The 16,674-nt window shown below is 50.3% G+C and carries 10 protein-coding genes; 8 read left to right on the forward strand and 2 right to left on the reverse strand.

All coding sequences use genetic code 11. The features are described 5' to 3' along the window. The first annotated feature begins 56 nt into the window (after window positions 1–56). The 6 genes from LZD49_RS04200 to LZD49_RS04225 all read left to right on the forward strand — a co-directional run bounded on the left by LZD49_RS04200 (window position 57) and on the right by LZD49_RS04225 (window position 10,055). The gene (locus tag LZD49_RS04200; protein WP_234666068.1) at window positions 57–1,712 is read left to right on the forward strand and encodes a sodium/sugar symporter; all 1,656 of its coding nucleotides are present in this window, start codon (window positions 57–59) and stop codon (window positions 1,710–1,712) included. A gap of 44 nt (window positions 1,713–1,756) precedes the next feature. Continuing rightward, the gene (locus tag LZD49_RS04205) at window positions 1,757–4,210 is read left to right on the forward strand and encodes a glycosyl hydrolase family 95 catalytic domain-containing protein (protein ID WP_234666069.1); all 2,454 of its coding nucleotides are present in this window, start codon (window positions 1,757–1,759) and stop codon (window positions 4,208–4,210) included. Between the two features lie 31 nt (window positions 4,211–4,241). Next, on the forward strand, window positions 4,242–5,927 hold the full coding sequence (locus LZD49_RS04210; RefSeq protein WP_409021292.1) for a glycoside hydrolase family 43 protein: 1,686 nt from the start codon (window positions 4,242–4,244) through the stop codon (window positions 5,925–5,927). Window positions 5,928–6,027: 100 nt separating this feature from the next. After that, on the forward strand, window positions 6,028–6,942 hold the full coding sequence (locus tag LZD49_RS04215) for a ThuA domain-containing protein (protein ID WP_234666070.1): 915 nt from the start codon (window positions 6,028–6,030) through the stop codon (window positions 6,940–6,942). Window positions 6,943–6,992: 50 nt separating this feature from the next. Continuing rightward, window positions 6,993–8,927, forward strand: a complete 1,935-nt coding sequence (locus tag LZD49_RS04220; RefSeq protein ID WP_234666071.1) for an alpha/beta hydrolase-fold protein — start codon at window positions 6,993–6,995, stop codon at window positions 8,925–8,927. A gap of 96 nt (window positions 8,928–9,023) precedes the next feature. Then, the gene (locus LZD49_RS04225; RefSeq protein WP_234666673.1) at window positions 9,024–10,055 is read left to right on the forward strand and encodes an endo-1,4-beta-xylanase; all 1,032 of its coding nucleotides are present in this window, start codon (window positions 9,024–9,026) and stop codon (window positions 10,053–10,055) included. Window positions 10,056–10,121: 66 nt separating this feature from the next. Here the strand turns inward: LZD49_RS04225 and LZD49_RS04230 are convergent, their stop codons facing one another. Both LZD49_RS04230 and LZD49_RS04235 read right to left on the reverse strand, forming a co-directional pair. Then, window positions 10,122–10,850, reverse strand: coding sequence for a LytTR family DNA-binding domain-containing protein (locus LZD49_RS04230; protein ID WP_234666072.1), 729 nt, complete (start codon window positions 10,848–10,850; stop codon window positions 10,122–10,124). Then, window positions 10,819–11,859, reverse strand: a complete 1,041-nt coding sequence (locus tag LZD49_RS04235) for a sensor histidine kinase (RefSeq protein WP_234666073.1) — start codon at window positions 11,857–11,859, stop codon at window positions 10,819–10,821. Before LZD49_RS04235 ends, LZD49_RS04230 begins: the two co-directional genes overlap by 32 nt. 275 nt (window positions 11,860–12,134) lie before the next feature. Here LZD49_RS04235 and LZD49_RS04240 point away from each other — a divergent pair, with 275 nt between their 5' ends. Together LZD49_RS04240 and LZD49_RS04245 are read left to right on the forward strand one after the other, a co-directional pair. Continuing rightward, window positions 12,135–13,046 (forward strand): ABC transporter ATP-binding protein, encoded by a 912-nt coding sequence (locus LZD49_RS04240; RefSeq protein ID WP_409021299.1) that lies wholly within the window; start codon window positions 12,135–12,137, stop codon window positions 13,044–13,046. Further along, window positions 13,033–16,650: a M1 family aminopeptidase gene (locus LZD49_RS04245; protein ID WP_234666074.1), complete on the forward strand. Its 3,618-nt coding sequence runs from the start codon at window positions 13,033–13,035 to the stop codon at window positions 16,648–16,650. Before LZD49_RS04240 ends, LZD49_RS04245 begins: the two co-directional genes overlap by 14 nt. The last annotated feature ends 24 nt before the right edge of the window (window positions 16,651–16,674 follow it).

Raw genomic sequence — 16,674 nt, forward strand, 5'->3', positions numbered from 1 at the left:
CAACACCATTTTTAGTTATAATGTGTCTATTCGACACATTGAAAAATTACCAAAATATGAAGCTTGGACTGGAAACCCCCGATTACCTCATCTTTCTGATATACTTTGTCGTGGTTGCCAGTTATGGCTTCTGGGTTTACTATAATAAAGGGTCAAAAACCACGGATTCAAAAGATTTTTTCCTGGCAGAGGGCTCGCTGACCTGGTGGGCAATCGGCTCGTCTATTATTGCTTCGAATATTTCGGCCGAACAATTTATTGGTATGAGCGGGCAGGCCTTTCAGCTGGGGCTTGCCATCTCCGTATATGAATTGGTGGGTGGTTTGTCGCTGGTTATTATTGCAGTGTATTTCCTGCCGATCTACATCCGCAATGGTATTTACACCATGCCACAGTTTTTGGAACTGCGCTATGACAAGCGGCTGGCGACCATTATGGCTGTTTTCTGGCTCTTCTTATATATTCTGGTCAATCTGACGTCGATCATTTACCTGGGCGCACTAAGCCTGGAAAAAATGACGGGCTTCAACTATATGGCCTGCGCAGTGTTCCTGACCGTCTTTGCGATCATTATCACCTTGGGAGGGATGAAAGTTATCGGTTACACGGACGTCATCCAGGTTGTATGCCTGGTGATTGGCGGGCTGGCCACGACTTATCTTGCGCTCCAGCTATTGTCGGATAAGGTCGGTACGGGCGCAGGTGTTTTCGAAGGGCTGTCGCTGATCAAAGAAAAGGCGGACAGTCATATGCATTTAATGTTCAGCCCCGGCCAGTACCAGGTACACGACGGCAGGGGTGGATTTATAGACGCCTATCAGCAGCTCCCAGGCCTGATGATGTTCGTCATCGGTGGACAATGGATTGTCAACTTCAACTATTTTGGTTGTAATCAATATATGACCCAGCGGGCGCTCGGCGCCGATCTTACTACTGCCCGCAATGGGGTGCTTTTTGCAGCTTTCCTGAAAATACTGATGCCATTCATCGTGGTTTTACCAGGGCTTGCGGCTTATGTTCTCTTCCAGGAGAATGCAGACCAGGCTATTGTCAACGGCATCACCGACGCGGGTATCGTAAAACCAGACAATGCCTATCCGGTATTGCTCAACATATTGCCGGTCGGTTTGAAAGGCCTGGCATTCGCTGCGCTGACTGCGGCGATCGTGGCATCGCTGGCCGGAAAAGCCAATTCGATATCCACCATCTACATGCTCGATATCCACAAAAAATTCTTTAACAAGAACCTTGATGAAAAACGCACGGTAATGTTGGGCCGGGTGGCTATTGTGGTTTCGTTTGTGATAGCACTGGCGATCAGCCCATTCCTGAGAAACTTCGGCCAGGGATTTGAATACATCCAGGAGTATACCGGCTTTATTTCACCTGGTATCCTATCGATCTTTTTGCTGGGATTTTTCTGGAAAAAGGCGGCTACGCAAGGTGCACTGGCGGCCGCAATGCTGAGCATTCCACTGTCGGCGCTCATCAAGATCCAGTTACCCGAGGTCCCTTTTCTGAACCGGATGGGCATCGTCTTCTGGCTCTGTACCGTGGCGCATGTTTTGATCAGCCTGATGGTGTCGCATGGCAGGAACAACGATAAAGCACTTCTGGTACATGCAGAATGGTTTAAGACCAACAACGCTTTCCGGGCAGGGGCAATCGCGCTTTGCGGCTTGCTGGTGCTTATTTATGTGATTTTTTGGTAGGAAAATGACTGGCCAGAGATTTTAACTGACTACATAATAAATATATGCGAATATTACCCTTACTGCTGCTGATAACGACGATTGGCTTTGCACAAACAAAGCGTCCCTTAAAACTATGGTACAATCAGCCTTCCGGCAAGACCTGGGAGAATGCATTGCCAATCGGTAACGGCAGGCTGGGAGCGATGGTGTACGGGAATGTCGCTAAGGAAACAATCCAGCTCAATGAGGGAACGCTATGGTCGGGAGGCCCGAACCGGAACGACAATCCCGATGCTTTGGCTGCATTGCCGGAGATCCGGCGGCTGATTTTTGAAGGAAAGCAAAAAGAAGCGGAAAAGCTGGCCAACAAATCGATCATCACCAAAAAATCCCACGGCCAAATGTTTCAGCCCGCAGGAGAGCTGCACCTGAATTTTGCCGGACACGAGAAGTACGAGGGATATTACCGTGAACTGGACATCGGGCGGGCCGTGGCAAAAACGACCTACAAAGTAAACGGGGTAACCTTCAGCAGGGAAGTACTGGCATCATTTCCGGACCAGGTAGTCGTCGTGCGTTTGACGGCCGACAAGCCTGGTCAGTTGTCCTTTGAGGCTTCCTATTCCACCTTACATACTCAGCCGGAGGTAAGAACCACACCGGGCAGGGAGCTGATCCTTGCCGGCAGGGGTTCCGATCACGATGGTATCACGGGAGCTGTGAAGTTCAAAGTGATAACCCGGATCAAGACAGAGGGCGGCACTGTTTCCTCAATTGATACTTCGCTGATCGTAAAGCAAGCGACGGCAGCAACGGTATATGTCTCAATTGCGACGAACTTCAAGAATTACCAGGATGTGACAGGCGATGAGACTGAGCGGGCAACATCTTATTTGAACAAAGCGTATCCCAAATCTTACGAAGCGATCATGAAGCCCCACGTTGCCGCCCATCAGAAATATTTCAACCGGGTAAAATTTGACCTGGGCACCTCGGAAGCAGCGAGTCTCCCAACAGACGAACGTTTGAAGAATTTCCGGAACGTAAATGATCCCGAGCTGGTCACATTGTATTATCAATATGGGCGTTACCTGTTGATTTCCAGTTCGCGGCCCGGCGGGCAGCCTGCCAACCTGCAAGGTGTCTGGAACAATAAAATGCGGCCACCCTGGGACAGTAAATACACCATCAACATCAACGCCCAAATGAACTATTGGCCTGCCGAAAAAACCAATCTGGGAGAGCTCCATGAGCCTTTTCTGAAAATGGTGCAGGAACTATCTCAAACCGGGAAACAGACTGCGATGGACATGTATGGCGCGAGAGGCTGGATGGCCCACCACAATACCGATATCTGGCGCGCCACCGGGGCGATCGACGGTGCGTTCTGGGGTATGTGGATCGCCGGCGGAGCGTGGACGAGCCAGCATCTTTGGGAGCATTACCTTTATCATGGGGACAAGGCTTATCTGGCAAAAATCTATCCGGTTTTAAAAGGCGCGGCTACCTTCTATGTCGATTTTTTGGTGGAGCATCCCAAATACCACTGGCTGGTGGCAAATCCGGGCAGTTCTCCGGAAAATGCCCCGGCCGCACACGAAGGTTCGTCCCTGGACGCGGGTACTACGATGGACAACCAGATCGCATTTGATATTTTCACTACAACTATCCGCGCTGCGGAGCTATTGAGCAAGGACGCGGCATTTACCGACACGCTCAGGCAAATACGCAAACGACTGCCGCCGATGCACATCGGGCAATATGGACAATTACAGGAGTGGCTAGATGACGTCGACGATCCTAATGATCACCATCGGCACGTCTCGCATTTGTATGGGTTGTTTCCCGCTGTTCAAATATCACCTTACCGGACACCCGCGCTTTTCGCCGCGGCGCGGACAACATTGATGCAGCGTGGCGACGTCTCTACCGGATGGAGTATGGGCTGGAAAGTGAACTGGTGGGCGCGCCTTCAGGATGGAAATCACGCATTCTCACTCATTCAAAATCAGCTTTCCCCGTTGGGCACGAACAAGGAAGGCGGAGGGACCTATAATAACCTTTTTGACGCGCATCCACCATTTCAGATTGACGGTAACTTCGGATGCACTTCCGGGATTACTGAAATGCTCATGCAAAGTGCGGATGGTGCCGTGCATTTGCTGCCAGCGCTGCCGGACGTCTGGCAAAAGGGCAGTGTAGGCGGATTGCTTGCCTTAGGAGGGTTCGAGCTGGTCGACATGCAGTGGAACGGCGCCAAACTGACCAAAGTCGATATCAGGTCCAGGCTGGGCGGGAACCTTCGGTTGCGGGTGCCGGATGAAATGAAGTTGGCTGGCGGGGCAATCCTGAAAAAGGCCGTCGGCCAGAACCCCAACGCTTTTTATGTGACGGAAGAGACTCCAGCGGCCATCGTCTCACCCAAAGCGGCCAAAACTACCCAACCTTTGAAGGAAACATGGCTTTACGATGTCCCTACTCAGGCCGGAAAAGTATATTCGTTTGTTGCCCAATAGTTTTTTACTAGCTGATTTAAGATTTAAAAAGATGAATAAGCGATTTACCCAGGCTGTTTTTACAGCATTTTGCCTCGTCATGAGCTATGCCGTTTCGGCGCAGACGAACCTTGTAAACCCGATCCTCACGGGCTTTTACCCAGATCCGAGTGTGGTACAGGTTGGGACAGACTATTATCTGGTCAACTCTACTTTTTCCTACTTTCCGGGCATCCCCGTTTTTCACAGTAAGGATTTGAAGAACTGGAAGCAGATCGGAAATGTGATCGACCGGCCTTCACAGATGGACTTTATGGGCGAGAAGTTGACCCGGGGCCTTTTTGCCCCTGCCATCAGTTATCACAACGGTACATTCTACGTCACCTGCACCGACATTGATCACGATGGCAACTTTGTGGCCACAGCCAAAAATCCGGCTGGCCCTTGGAGCAACCCCGTCCGCGTACCGCAGGTTCGCGGGATCGATCCGTCTCTCTTTTTTGATGAGGATAACAAGGCCTACATCATCTATAACAGCGATGCGCCGGACCGCAAACCGCTGTATTCGGGCCACAGAACAATCCGTATCTATGAAATTGATCCGATAACCCTGAAAGTTATCGGGGAAGAAAAGCAACTGGTCAATGGCGGGGTCGACCTTAGTAAAAAGCCCGTGTGGATCGAGGCGCCGCACATTATGAAGCGGTTTGGGTGGTATTACCTTTATGCAGCAGAGGGCGGGACGTCCGTCAATCACACGGAAGTGGTGTTTCGCAGCAAATCCGTCTGGGGCCCTTATGTTGCCTATGAAAACAACCCGATTTTAACACAAAAAGGTTTACCGGAGGACCGGAAAGATCCGGTCACTTCGGCGGGGCATGCACAATTTGTAGATGGTCCGGATGGTAAAACCTACGCCATCTTTTTGGCCGTGAGGCCTTACGAAGGAGATTATTACAACACCGGTCGCGAAACCTTTATTGCCCCTGTTACCTGGAAAGACGAGTGGCCGATTATCAATCCGGATACCAAAGAAATTCAATATCGCTACACGACCGCATTCAGCGAAGTGAAGCAAAAAGGAGCGCTTCCGCAGGCTGGGAACTTCGGGTACACACTCACCTTTGAGAAGTCACTCGATCCCGCATTGCTTTTTATGCGGACGATTGATAGCAGCTCGTTTTCGCTGTCGAAGAAAAATGGCCTGACCATGAAATTGAAGCCGGAAACCATCATGGAAACAGGTAACCCATCCTTTATCGGCAAACGCCAGCAACATTTGTATTGCACGGCGGAAACCGAAGTAGACTTTTCGGCCAGTTCCGAAAAAGAAAAAGCGGGTCTGACCATTTTCCAGGATGAAAACCATTTTTATCTGATCAGCAAATCAATGGACCAGAACAAACCCGTCATTCAGCTCTACAAGAGTAGCCCGGAGGGCAAGGCAATGGAGTTGCTTTCTCAAATGCCCCTGCCCGGCGCGGCAGCCCCGGTGAAGCTTCGCATTGTGGCGGAAGGAGCGACTTACAGCTTTTACTTTTCCAACGGCACTACCTGGCAGCTGCTCAAAGACAAGCTGGATGCCAAATTCCTGAGTACCAAAGAGGCAGGCGGTTTTATCGGCTGTTTGTTCGGAATGTATGCCACTTCGTCGGGCGAGAAGACGACCAACTCCGCCTCTTTCAAATATCTGAAATACAGCGGTAACGATCCCATGTTTGAAAAGATTTCGAAATAGATCATGAAAATTGAAAGCATGCTTTTTCTTTTTGCTGCATTTGGTGGCTTACCCTGACTTTGATTATTTCCATTTAGAGGATCACTAAACATAGATGTCCATGAACAAAGCTTATTTTGTCATTGTTCTCACCTGCCTCTGTCTTTGCACTGCCCAGGCGCAGACAACCGAGCGTATTGCGGTGCTAATCGTGGATGGTTTCAGTAATCACGACTGGAAACAAACATCTGCGGTGACGAAGTGGATACTGGAAGAAAGTGGGCGCTTCGATGTGGATATCAGTACCATTCCCACAGATTCTTTGCAACGTGGTGCCTGGAACCCGGAATTTTCGAAGTATGCTGTTGTCATACAGAACACCAATAACATTCAGAATAACCGGCTTCGCTGGCCACCACAAGCCGAGCGAAACCTGGAAAAGTACGTAAAAGGCGGAGGAGGGTTGTATATCCTGCATTCGGCCAACAATGCATTCTCCCATTGGAAAGAATACGATAAAATGATCGGTCTGGGATGGCGCCGGAGCTCAGAGGGCGATGCACTCGAGATCGGCCCATCCAATCATGTGACGAGAATCCCACCGGGCGAGGGGCAGGGGACCGGTCATGGAGACAGGTTCAATGCGCTTATTCAAATTCTGAACCCTCACCCGATCAACAAGGGTTATCCTGGCAAATGGCAGACTGCAAATACAGAGGTATACCATTTCCCCCGCGGCCCCGCCGAAAATCTGACGGTACTCTCGTTTGCCTATGATAGCACCAGTACAAAAAGGACCTGGCCCGTGGAATGGGTTGTCGCCTACGGCGCAGGCCGGGTTTACAATTCGAGCATGGGACATTTATGGAATGGAGAGTTCTATCCGCCGGCTTATCGCTGTGTTGGCTATCAGACGACAGTAATCAGGGCTACGGAATGGCTGGCCACGGGTAAAGTAAGCTACCCGGTACCGGTGCAGTTTCCTACGGCGGAAACGCAAAGCCTCAGGGCAAAAGACACTTTTAAGGCTCCCTGAGTGACTTCTGCTATTTAAAATCAAACAAAAACCTATAAATATTTAAGCCAATGAGAAGACTTATCTTGCTAGTGATCAATGTATTGTTTCTGGCGATCATCGCCGCCGCTCAAAACGTCCAGATGGAAATGCCTGCCGGTTTCGACTCGGTTCGCCAGGGCGTCGCGGCCGGGAAAATTGACAGCATTCAATACACATCGAAAACCGTAGGCACTACTCGCAAAGCGCTGGTTTATACACCACCCGGTTATTCCAAAAAGAAAAAATACCCGGTGCTGTACCTGCTGCATGGCATTGGAGGCGACGAAAAGGAATGGCTCAAAGGCGGAAACCCGCAATTGATCCTGGACAACCTTTATGCCGACAAAAAGATTGAGCCGATGATCGTGGTGATGCCCAACGGCCGGGCGATGAAGGACGACCGGGCAACAGGCAATATCATGGCACCCGATAAGGTAGCCGCTTTTGCGACGTTTGAACAGGATCTGCTCACCGACCTGATCCCGTTCATTGAAAAGAAATACCCGGTGCTCACCGCCCCGGAGCATCGCGCGATCGCGGGCCTTTCAATGGGGGGCGGGCAGTCTTTGAACTTCGGACTGGGTAATTTGGGTCAGTTTGCTTGGGTAGGAGGGTTTTCATCCGCTCCAAATACCAAACAGCCGCAGGAGCTCATGCCCAATCCGGAGGAAGCAAAAAAGAAGCTTAAACTGCTTTTTTTGTCCTGCGGAGACGACGACCGGCTCATAACATTCAGCAAGCGCACGCACGATTATCTTTTTGAACATGACGTGCCCCACGTGTACTACATCGAACCCGGTGTTCACGATTTTAAAGTCTGGAAAAACGGCCTTTACATGTTTTCCCAGTTCTTGTTCAAACCGGTAAATGTGCCGTCCTTAACCAAGTATACCATTCTGGGCACGCCCGCTTCCACCAATATCCGCTCGGCAAAGTACCCACAGATCTTACCCGATAACCGCGTCGTGTTCAGGGTAAAAGCACCACAGGCACAGAAAGTGCAGGTTGACCTGGGCAAAAAATATGATATGATCAAAGATACGGCCGGAGTCTGGTCCGCGACGACCGATTCGGTCGGGGAGGGGTTTCACTATTATTCGTTGTTGATCGATGGTGTCGCATTAGCTGATCCGGCGAGCGAGACATTTTATGGCATGGGAAGAATGGCCAGCGGCATTGAAATACCTTTCCGGGGCGGCGGCTACTATGCCATGCGCGAGGTTCCGCATGGTGATGTGCGGATCCGGCGCTACTTGTCAAAAGCCAGCAATGCCTGGCGGGAAATGTACATATACACCCCGCCCGGCTACGACGCTTCGACTGAAAAATATCCCGTGCTGTATCTGTTACATGGAGGCGGCGAGGACCAGAGAGGTTGGGCCACACAGGGCAAAACAAACCTCATTCTCGATAACCTGATCGCGGAAGGCAAAGCTAAACCTATGCTGATCGTAATGATGGATGGAAATTTGGGAAGCCCGCTTGGCCCGGGCAGCCTCGCTACGGCGGGGGATGGCTTTTTGAAGCTATTCGAAAACGAACTGAAACAGGGAGCGATCCCTTTTGTGGAAAGTACTTACCGCGTGCAGACGAATGCCGCCAACCGCGCACTGGCCGGCCTTTCCATGGGTGGGATACAGACGCTCTATGCGGGTGTGAAAAACACCGACATGTTCTCTTCGCTGGGCGTGTTCAGCTCGGGGTGGTTTGGGAATAATAACGCATTATCGGGGCCACATTATGAATTTGCCAAAGCCAATGCCGGGAAGATCAACACCGACCTGAAAAACTTCTGGATTTCCATGGGCGGGCCTGAGGATATCGCCTACAAGAACTGCAAGATCATGCTTTCCAAATATGACGAGTTGGGCATTAAGTACAAATACAGCGAATATCCTGGCGGACATACCTGGCCTGTATGGAGACACGATTTGTTTGAATTCTCGCAGCTGCTGTTCAAATAAGACTAAGCGATACTAACGGATTACTTATAGCAAAACATAACTATGAAAGAATCAACAACTTTGGGTATTTTAATTTACGGCGTCGCCTTGTCTTTTATGGTGTCGGTCCCGGCAGTGGGCCAAGCGCAAAAGACCTTAAGGGAAACTTACAAAGACTACTTCCCCGTCGGCGTGGCGGTATCTGCAAGAACGTTATCAGGTCCGGAAGCTGAGCTGATCACACAGCAATTCAGCAGTGTTACCCCTGAAAATGCCATGAAAATGGGGCCAATCCATCCCGAAGAAAGCCGGTATGCATGGCAGGATGCTGACGCCATTGTGGCCTTTGCCCAGAAGAATGGCATGAAGGTGCGTGGGCATACATTATGCTGGCATAACCAAACCCCGAAATGGTTCTTTACTGACCAATCGGGAAAACAGGTAAGTCGTGAAGTGCTATTGGAAAGGCTCAAACAACATATCAACGATGTCGTCGGTCGCTACAAAGGCAAAATTTATGCCTGGGACGTTGTCAACGAAGCAGTGCCTGACACCGGCGCGGGTATCTACCGGCGTTCCAAATTCTATGAGATCATCGGGGAGGATTATATCGAAAAAGCATTTGAATATGCCCATGCCGCCGATCCGGACGCGAAACTGTTTTATAATGATTACAACACCGAAAGTGCTTCCAAGAGAGAAAAGATTTTTCAGTTGCTTAAAAAATTAAAAGCCAAAAATGTGCCGGTACATGGTGTAGGCTTACAAGGGCACTGGTCAATTTATGAGCCAACAGCTGCCGAACTGGAAAAATCAATTACTCAGTTTGCAAGTCTGGGCCTGGCGGTACAAATCACCGAACTCGATGTTTCAGTGCACCCGAAAGAGCACGAGCGCCGGGAACGCAAGCCCACTGACAACGGGGTACTAACGCCGGAAATGACGGAGAAACAGGCAGTTCAGTACAAAATGCTGTTTGATACTTTCAGAAAACACAAAGGAACACTGACGGGTGTCACATTCTGGAACGTTTCGGATAAATCAACCTGGCTGGACAACTTCCCTGTGCCTGGGCGAAAGGACTATCCCTTATTATTTGACAGCCAATACAAGCCGAAGGCAGCTTTCAATAATGTAGTCAATTTTTGAGCAGCTCAGCTACTTTCCGGTTGGGAGATCTTAAGATCCGAACAGAGGAATCCAGCGTATGAAGCCCTATTGAATGCCTTTCAGCATTTGTAAAAAAGGCTCGACATAGGTATCACTGATCGGTATAATCTGATCTCCTAACCGGATCCTGTTTTTTTCAATGTGGTCAATTTTGTCGATGGCAACCATAAAGGACCGGTGCACACGGGCAAAGCCTTGCGGAGGAAGCAGCTCTTCCAGTTTAGCGAAGCTCAGCAAGGTCATGATCTTTTCCCTGGCCGTATGGAGCAGCAGGTAGTCTTTCATGCCTTCCACGAAAATGATATCGCGGGTCGCAATTTTCTGAATGCGGTGGCCTACTTTCAGGAAGATGTACTCCTGTTCATGCTTCGACCCTGTTTTCACTTCTTTCTTCTCAGGCAGTAGTTTGGGACTTTGTTCTTGATACAAGCGCAGTACCCCCTTATAGAACCTTTCAAAGGAGAAGGGTTTTAACAGGTAGTCCTTTACTTCCAGGTCAAAGGCTTTCAGGGCATATTGATCGTAGGCTGTCGTCAGGATAATCATAGGCTTGGGGTTCAGCATCGGAATAAAGCTAAGCCCGTCCAGGTCCGGCATGTTGACGTCCAGGAAAAGCAGGTCGGGTTTATCTTCTTCCAACTGACTGGCCGCTTCCAGGGGGCTCATAAAAGTGCCTCTCAGTTCCAGGAACGGAACCTTAGATACATATTCTTCCAGTATTTCCTGGGCCAGATGCTCGTCATCAATGATATAGCAGGTGAGCTTTCCTTTCATGAACCTGTAAATGAAGTCCGCTGATTTTCAAAAAAACACGAAACATTTTGTCCGTGCCGTTGATTTCCAGGTTATGCTGGCCCGGATACAGCAACGCCAGCCTTTTTCGGACATTCTGCAGACCAATGCCACCTGGTTCTTCCAAGGCATTTCCCGGGTTTTCATTAACCGGATTTTGAATGCTGAAGGTAAGGGTATTTTCTATGATCTCTATTCTAACCTTAATATCACCCGGTGCCAGCCGGGCAGGGCTGTGTTTGTAGGCATTCTCCAGGAGGTGTATAAACAGCAGGGGGACAATGTGACAGGTTGCAGTGTCTCCTTTAACTTCAAGATCCACAACCGGTGCATTCTTATACCGCAGCTGTTGCAAACTCATATAATCCCGCAGGTAATTCATCTCCCTTGAAAGCGGTACCATGGGGGCATTGGACTCGTAGATCATGTAGCGCATTAAAGATGCCAGGTGCATAACAGCATCCGGTGCCGTCGCAGCTTGTTTGTAAACGAGTGTATGGATATTATTAAGGGTATTAAATAAAAAATGCGGATTGATCTGTAATTTAAGATTATACAGCTCAGCCTCCACTGCCTGTTTCTCCAACTGCTCTTTCCTGATTGTATTAAGCACGAGATTCTCAGTGACCCTGGCCAGCCAGCTCAGAAAGATGAAAATTGGCACAACAGATATTAGCGCCATGAGATAATACTCAAAGGCAGAGTGCCGGGTGTCCAGCGTTTTGTGATGAAAAAACAAAAAAAGAAATGGCCCGGTCGATATGACTCCTGCCAGCCTGAGAAAATAAGCACCCTTTTGTTTTTTACCTAAATAGCGCGTCAGGAGAAAGAAGTGGCCATAAAAAACATACAAAGCCGTTAGGATGAAGCCCGTGGTCGAGGTAAGCCAGTTGAGATTACCTTCATTCCCCAGTTGAAAGGCAACGAGTAGGCTCAGCAGAATCCAGAGCGCAATATGGATCAGCAAGAATACCTTTTTGATTCGATTCATAGAACAAAGATATTTTTTCCTGCCATTCCCCAACCACCCTATCTACCAAAGCCTTATCCCAATCTACGAAAGGCCCTATTGAGCCTGCAAGCGCTTTGGCGGGGGCAAAACGGCAGTTGGTCGATTACTTTATGGCGGCTGCATATCGCTTTTGGCCTTCCTGTCCCGCACCATTTCCTTTATTCTGAGGATGAGCGGAAAGACTGTACAGATGCCTCGCTGTCCTTATGTAAAAGATGAAGCGTAGTAAAGCAGAAATAATGGGGAATCACCAAATCAGCCTGTCCATTCGCAATGTCACTAAAACCTACGCCGGCGCGCGGCCCGCCGGCGCGCGATCCGCCGACGCGGTACGGGCACTAAATAATATTACCCTGGACATTCCTCCGGGCATGTTCGGCTTGCTGGGCCCTAACGGTGCGGGCAAATCTACGCTCATGCGCACGCTGGCAACACTGCAGGAGCCGGATCAAGGAGAGATTTTTTTTGGGGAGATAGATGTATTGAAGCAAAAGGAGCAGCTGCGTGAGACCCTCGGCTACCTGCCGCAGGAGTTCGGTGTTTACCCGAAGACGAGCGCGGAGGAGCTGTTGGATTACTTTGCGGTGCTCAAAGGCATCACCAACCGCGCATCCCGCAAAGAAGTAACGGAAAGCTTACTCAAGCAAACCAACCTATGGGACAAGCGCAAGCAGAAATTGGGTGGCTACTCGGGCGGAATGCGGCAGCGCTTTGGGGTGGCAGTGGCGCTGTTGGGTAACCCAAAGCTGCTGATCGTGGACGAGCCGACGGCCGGCCTGGATCCGGCCGAGCGCGTGCGATTCCTGAACCTTTTAAGCGAGTTGGGGGAAGACAGTGTGGTGATACTCTCCACCCACATCGTGGGAGATGTAGCAGAGCTTTGCACCAACATGGCCATCATCGACAAAGGGAAAATACTGCTGGACGCGAAGCCCCAACAGGCTGTTGCAGCTCTGAAAGGCAGGATTTGGCGCAAACTAATTGAGAAAAATACACTCCCTGACCTGGAACAGGAACACCAGGTCATTTCTGCCAAACTCTTGAGCGGGCGCACCGTCGTGCACATTTACAGCCAGGAAATGCCCGGCAACGGTTTTGAGCAGGTGGACCCCGATCTGGAAGACGTGTACTTCACCACCATGAATGGCAACTATGAAATTCTATAAGATTTTCCGCCTGGAATTCACCTACCAGCTACGCAGTGTCGCCACATGGCTTTACTTCCTGGTTGTATTGGGCCTTGCTTTCCTGTGGGTGACAGGTAATTACCTCGACGATGCGCGGGACGGTTATTTTTTGCTCAATGCGCCCATTGTCATAGCGGCTGTCGCCGTTTTAAGCAACCTCTTCTGGCTTCTGATAGGCGCATCGGTAGCAGGCGATGCGGCGGCGCGCGATGTGCAGACGCGCATGTTTTCCCTTACGTACACTTCTCCCGCCAGCAAAGCTGACTGCCTGGGTGGGCGATTCCTCGCGGCGTTTCTGCTCAATGTCATAGTCCTGCTCGGGATACCGATTGGCATCCTGTTCGCCATGTACTTTTCTGGCGTAGAGGCCGAAATTCTGGGCCCATTCCGACCGGCAGCTTATCTGACTTCCTTTTGCCATATCCTGTTGCCCAACACTTTTATCGTGACGGCCATCCAGTTCTCGCTGGCGGCGCTCAACCGAGGGGCCATGGCAAGTTACCTGGGTGGGGGGCTGCTCTTCCTGGCTGCATTTATGTTGGAAATGGCTTCGCATGACGTAGGGAGATGGGTGGATTTGCTGGATCCCATTGGTTTCACTCCCATTATGAGTGGCCTGTCGAGTGAATGGAGCCCGCTGGAAAAAAATACGCGCCTGCTGGTGCTGGAAGGCTCGTTGCTTGTGAACCGTCTCCTGTGGCTGGGCATCACGCTGAGCATGCTGACGTTTACCTATTACCGTTTCCGGTTCACCCACTCGCCTGGTAATAGCCCTGGGAAACTGAGCGCTTCACAACCCGCAAGTGCAACAGACTCAGGCCGGCTACCATGGGGAAAAATGGAGCCGTTACCACATTCGTTGGGAACCTTCGGCGCTGCGACCCATTTGCACCAATTAAAGATCATCACGCTAAATTCATTCTCGGCTTTGGCAAAGAATAAGACGGGACTTCTTCTCTTGAGTTTGATTGCGCTTATGATAAGTTTGGCTTTACCAGGGAATTTAAAAGCCAAAGGTGTCCCTTTGCTGCCCAGGACCGATCAGGTTTTGAATATTTTGACCGCACCTATAACGGCCCCTGGAAAGTTCTGGATCATGATTTTCCTGCTGACTGTTTTCTACGCCGGGGAGCTGGTCTGGCGGGAGCGGGAAAGCGGGCTGAGTGAACTGTCAAATGCGGCACCGGTACCGGAATGGGTCCTTTTTCTGAGCAAGTTCTTGTCGCTCAGTCTCTTGCTTATGATTTGGCTGGTATTTCTGCTGATGGCCGGGATACTTGCACAAATAGGCATAGGCGAAGCTAATGTGGAGTTGGATCTGTATTTGAAAGTACTCTTCGGATTTCAGTTGATAGAATGCCTGCTCTTTGCCCTGTTTGCGCTGGTGGTGCATGTAGTGGTCAATCAAAAGTATCTCGGCCATTTAGTGGCGCTTCTTGCTTTTGGTTGCTTGGTTTATGCCCCAAATCTGGGGATAGAGCACAAGCTCCTTGTCTTTGGAGCTAGTCCCGGGTGGTCGTATACCGACATGGGTGGTTTTGGCTTATCTATTGAGCCGTGGCTGTGGTTTAAAGCATATTGGGTAGCCTGGGCGATATTGCTCGCGGTAATGGGAAGGCTACTTTGGGCGCGTGGCCGGGAAGAAAGTTTCATGGCGCGACTGCTGTTAGCTCGCCGCCGTTTTACCCGGACTACCGCATTGACAACTGCCGTAGCGGCGGGATTAATTTTTACCTCGGGGAGCTTTATTTTCTATAATACCAACAAACTGAATCACTACACAACTGCATCAGAAATACTGGCGGGACGTGCCGCGTACGAGCAGCGGTATGGGAAGTATAGCAACGCGCCGCAGCCTCGGCTAACCCATGTCAACTTACAAGTTGAAATTTACCCCGAGCGAAGGGAGTTTGAGATAAAAGGAACTTATTTATTGGTGAACAGCCAATCGGTGCCTATTGATTCTGTGTACCTGGCCATTCCCACGGGAGCTGAAACGAACGGTTTGGCTTTTAACAGACCATTTACACCCGTGCTCGCGGACCGGAATTTAGGCTTCTTGATTTATACCCTCAAAAATCCTTTGGAGCCTGGTGACACCATGCAACTTGATTTTAAGGTGCATCACAAAGCGGAGGGTTTTACTAACAATGGTGCTGATTCGGTGGTAACAGCAAATTTTACCCACATCCGGAATTACGAATGGCTGCCCGCCATTGGGTACCAGCCGTATCGTGAGCTGGATGAGGTGGGGCTCCGAAAAAAATATGGCCTCGCTCCACGGCTTGCAACTGCCTCCCTATATGACGTGAAAGCCCGAAAGTATGCCCCGTTTGCGGAACACATTTTTTTCAATGCGGTGGTGGGTACAGGTGGGGGGCAGATGGTGGTAGCACCCGGTTCCTTGCGCAAAACTTGGAGGAATGGTGATCGCCGTTATTTTCACTATGCAACGAATGCACGAATTAGGCACGAATATGCTTTTTTTTCGGCAAATTATGCGTTGCATGAGGGGCAATGGATACCGTCACAAGATTCAGGGAAGTCAGTAGCCATTCAGATTTACCACGACCCCGGTCATACCGGGAACTTGGAGCGTGTGATGCAAAGCATAAAGGGCTCCCTGGATTACTACACAACGCAATTCGGGCCTTATCCGCATCGCCAGCTTCGGTTTGTGGCTAAACCGGGGTATAGCGGAGGAAACCATGCCGCTCCCATTACTATCACGGCCGAAGAAGGATTTTTCCTTTTGAATCCAAAGCAAGACCCGCGGGGTTTTGACCTGGTGACGGCAGTGGTAGCGCACGAAGTGGCGCACCAGTGGTGGGGTAACCAGTTAAAATCTGCCTATGTAGAGGGGGCAGGATTGCTTTCGGAGAGTTTGGCGTGGTATTCGGCCATGGGAGTTCTGGAGGAAAAGTATGGGCCTGAGCACCTGAGCAAGCTGTTGAGTTTTTTGCGGGAAGAGTACAAGAATCCCCGCACCCGGGCTGCCGTGCCGCTGCTGCGGGCCACCGATTATTACCACTATTACCGCAAAGGACCTTTCGCGCTGTATGCGCTGAGTGAGTACGTTGGCAAGAATCGGGTTAATGGAGCGCTACGTAGTCTGCTCCAAAAGCACCAGCCGGGCAAAACGCCCATGCCCACTTCTTTAGACCTTTATCAGGAACTACAGGCGGTAACACCGGATTCGCTCCGGTACCTGATCCACGACCTTTTTGAGCAGAATACCTTTTGGGAACTTGAGACAAAAGAAGCCATGACGAAGAAAACCAAGTCAGGTTCCTGGCAGGTGACGCTCAACGTACAGGTGCGCAAGCTGGCAGTGGATAGTGCCGGAGTTGAAATTGTGTTGCCGATAAATGATTGGATAAAGGTCGGGGTCTTTGCCGCTGCTAATGAGGGTAAGCAATCCCGAGAGCGGCTCTACCTGCAGCAACACTACGTAAATTCTACCAACCAGACCATTACAGTGACCGTGCCGCAAAAACCCGCCCGCGCCGGCATAGATCCCAGTCACTTACTGATAGACTGGAAGACAGACAACAATATGAAGGATGTGAAATCAGGCAATTAGTATCTGAAAACGACCTAAATGGCC

Source organism: Dyadobacter sp. CY261 (genome assembly GCF_021440085.1).
Lineage (GTDB): Bacteria > Bacteroidota > Bacteroidia > Cytophagales > Spirosomataceae > Dyadobacter.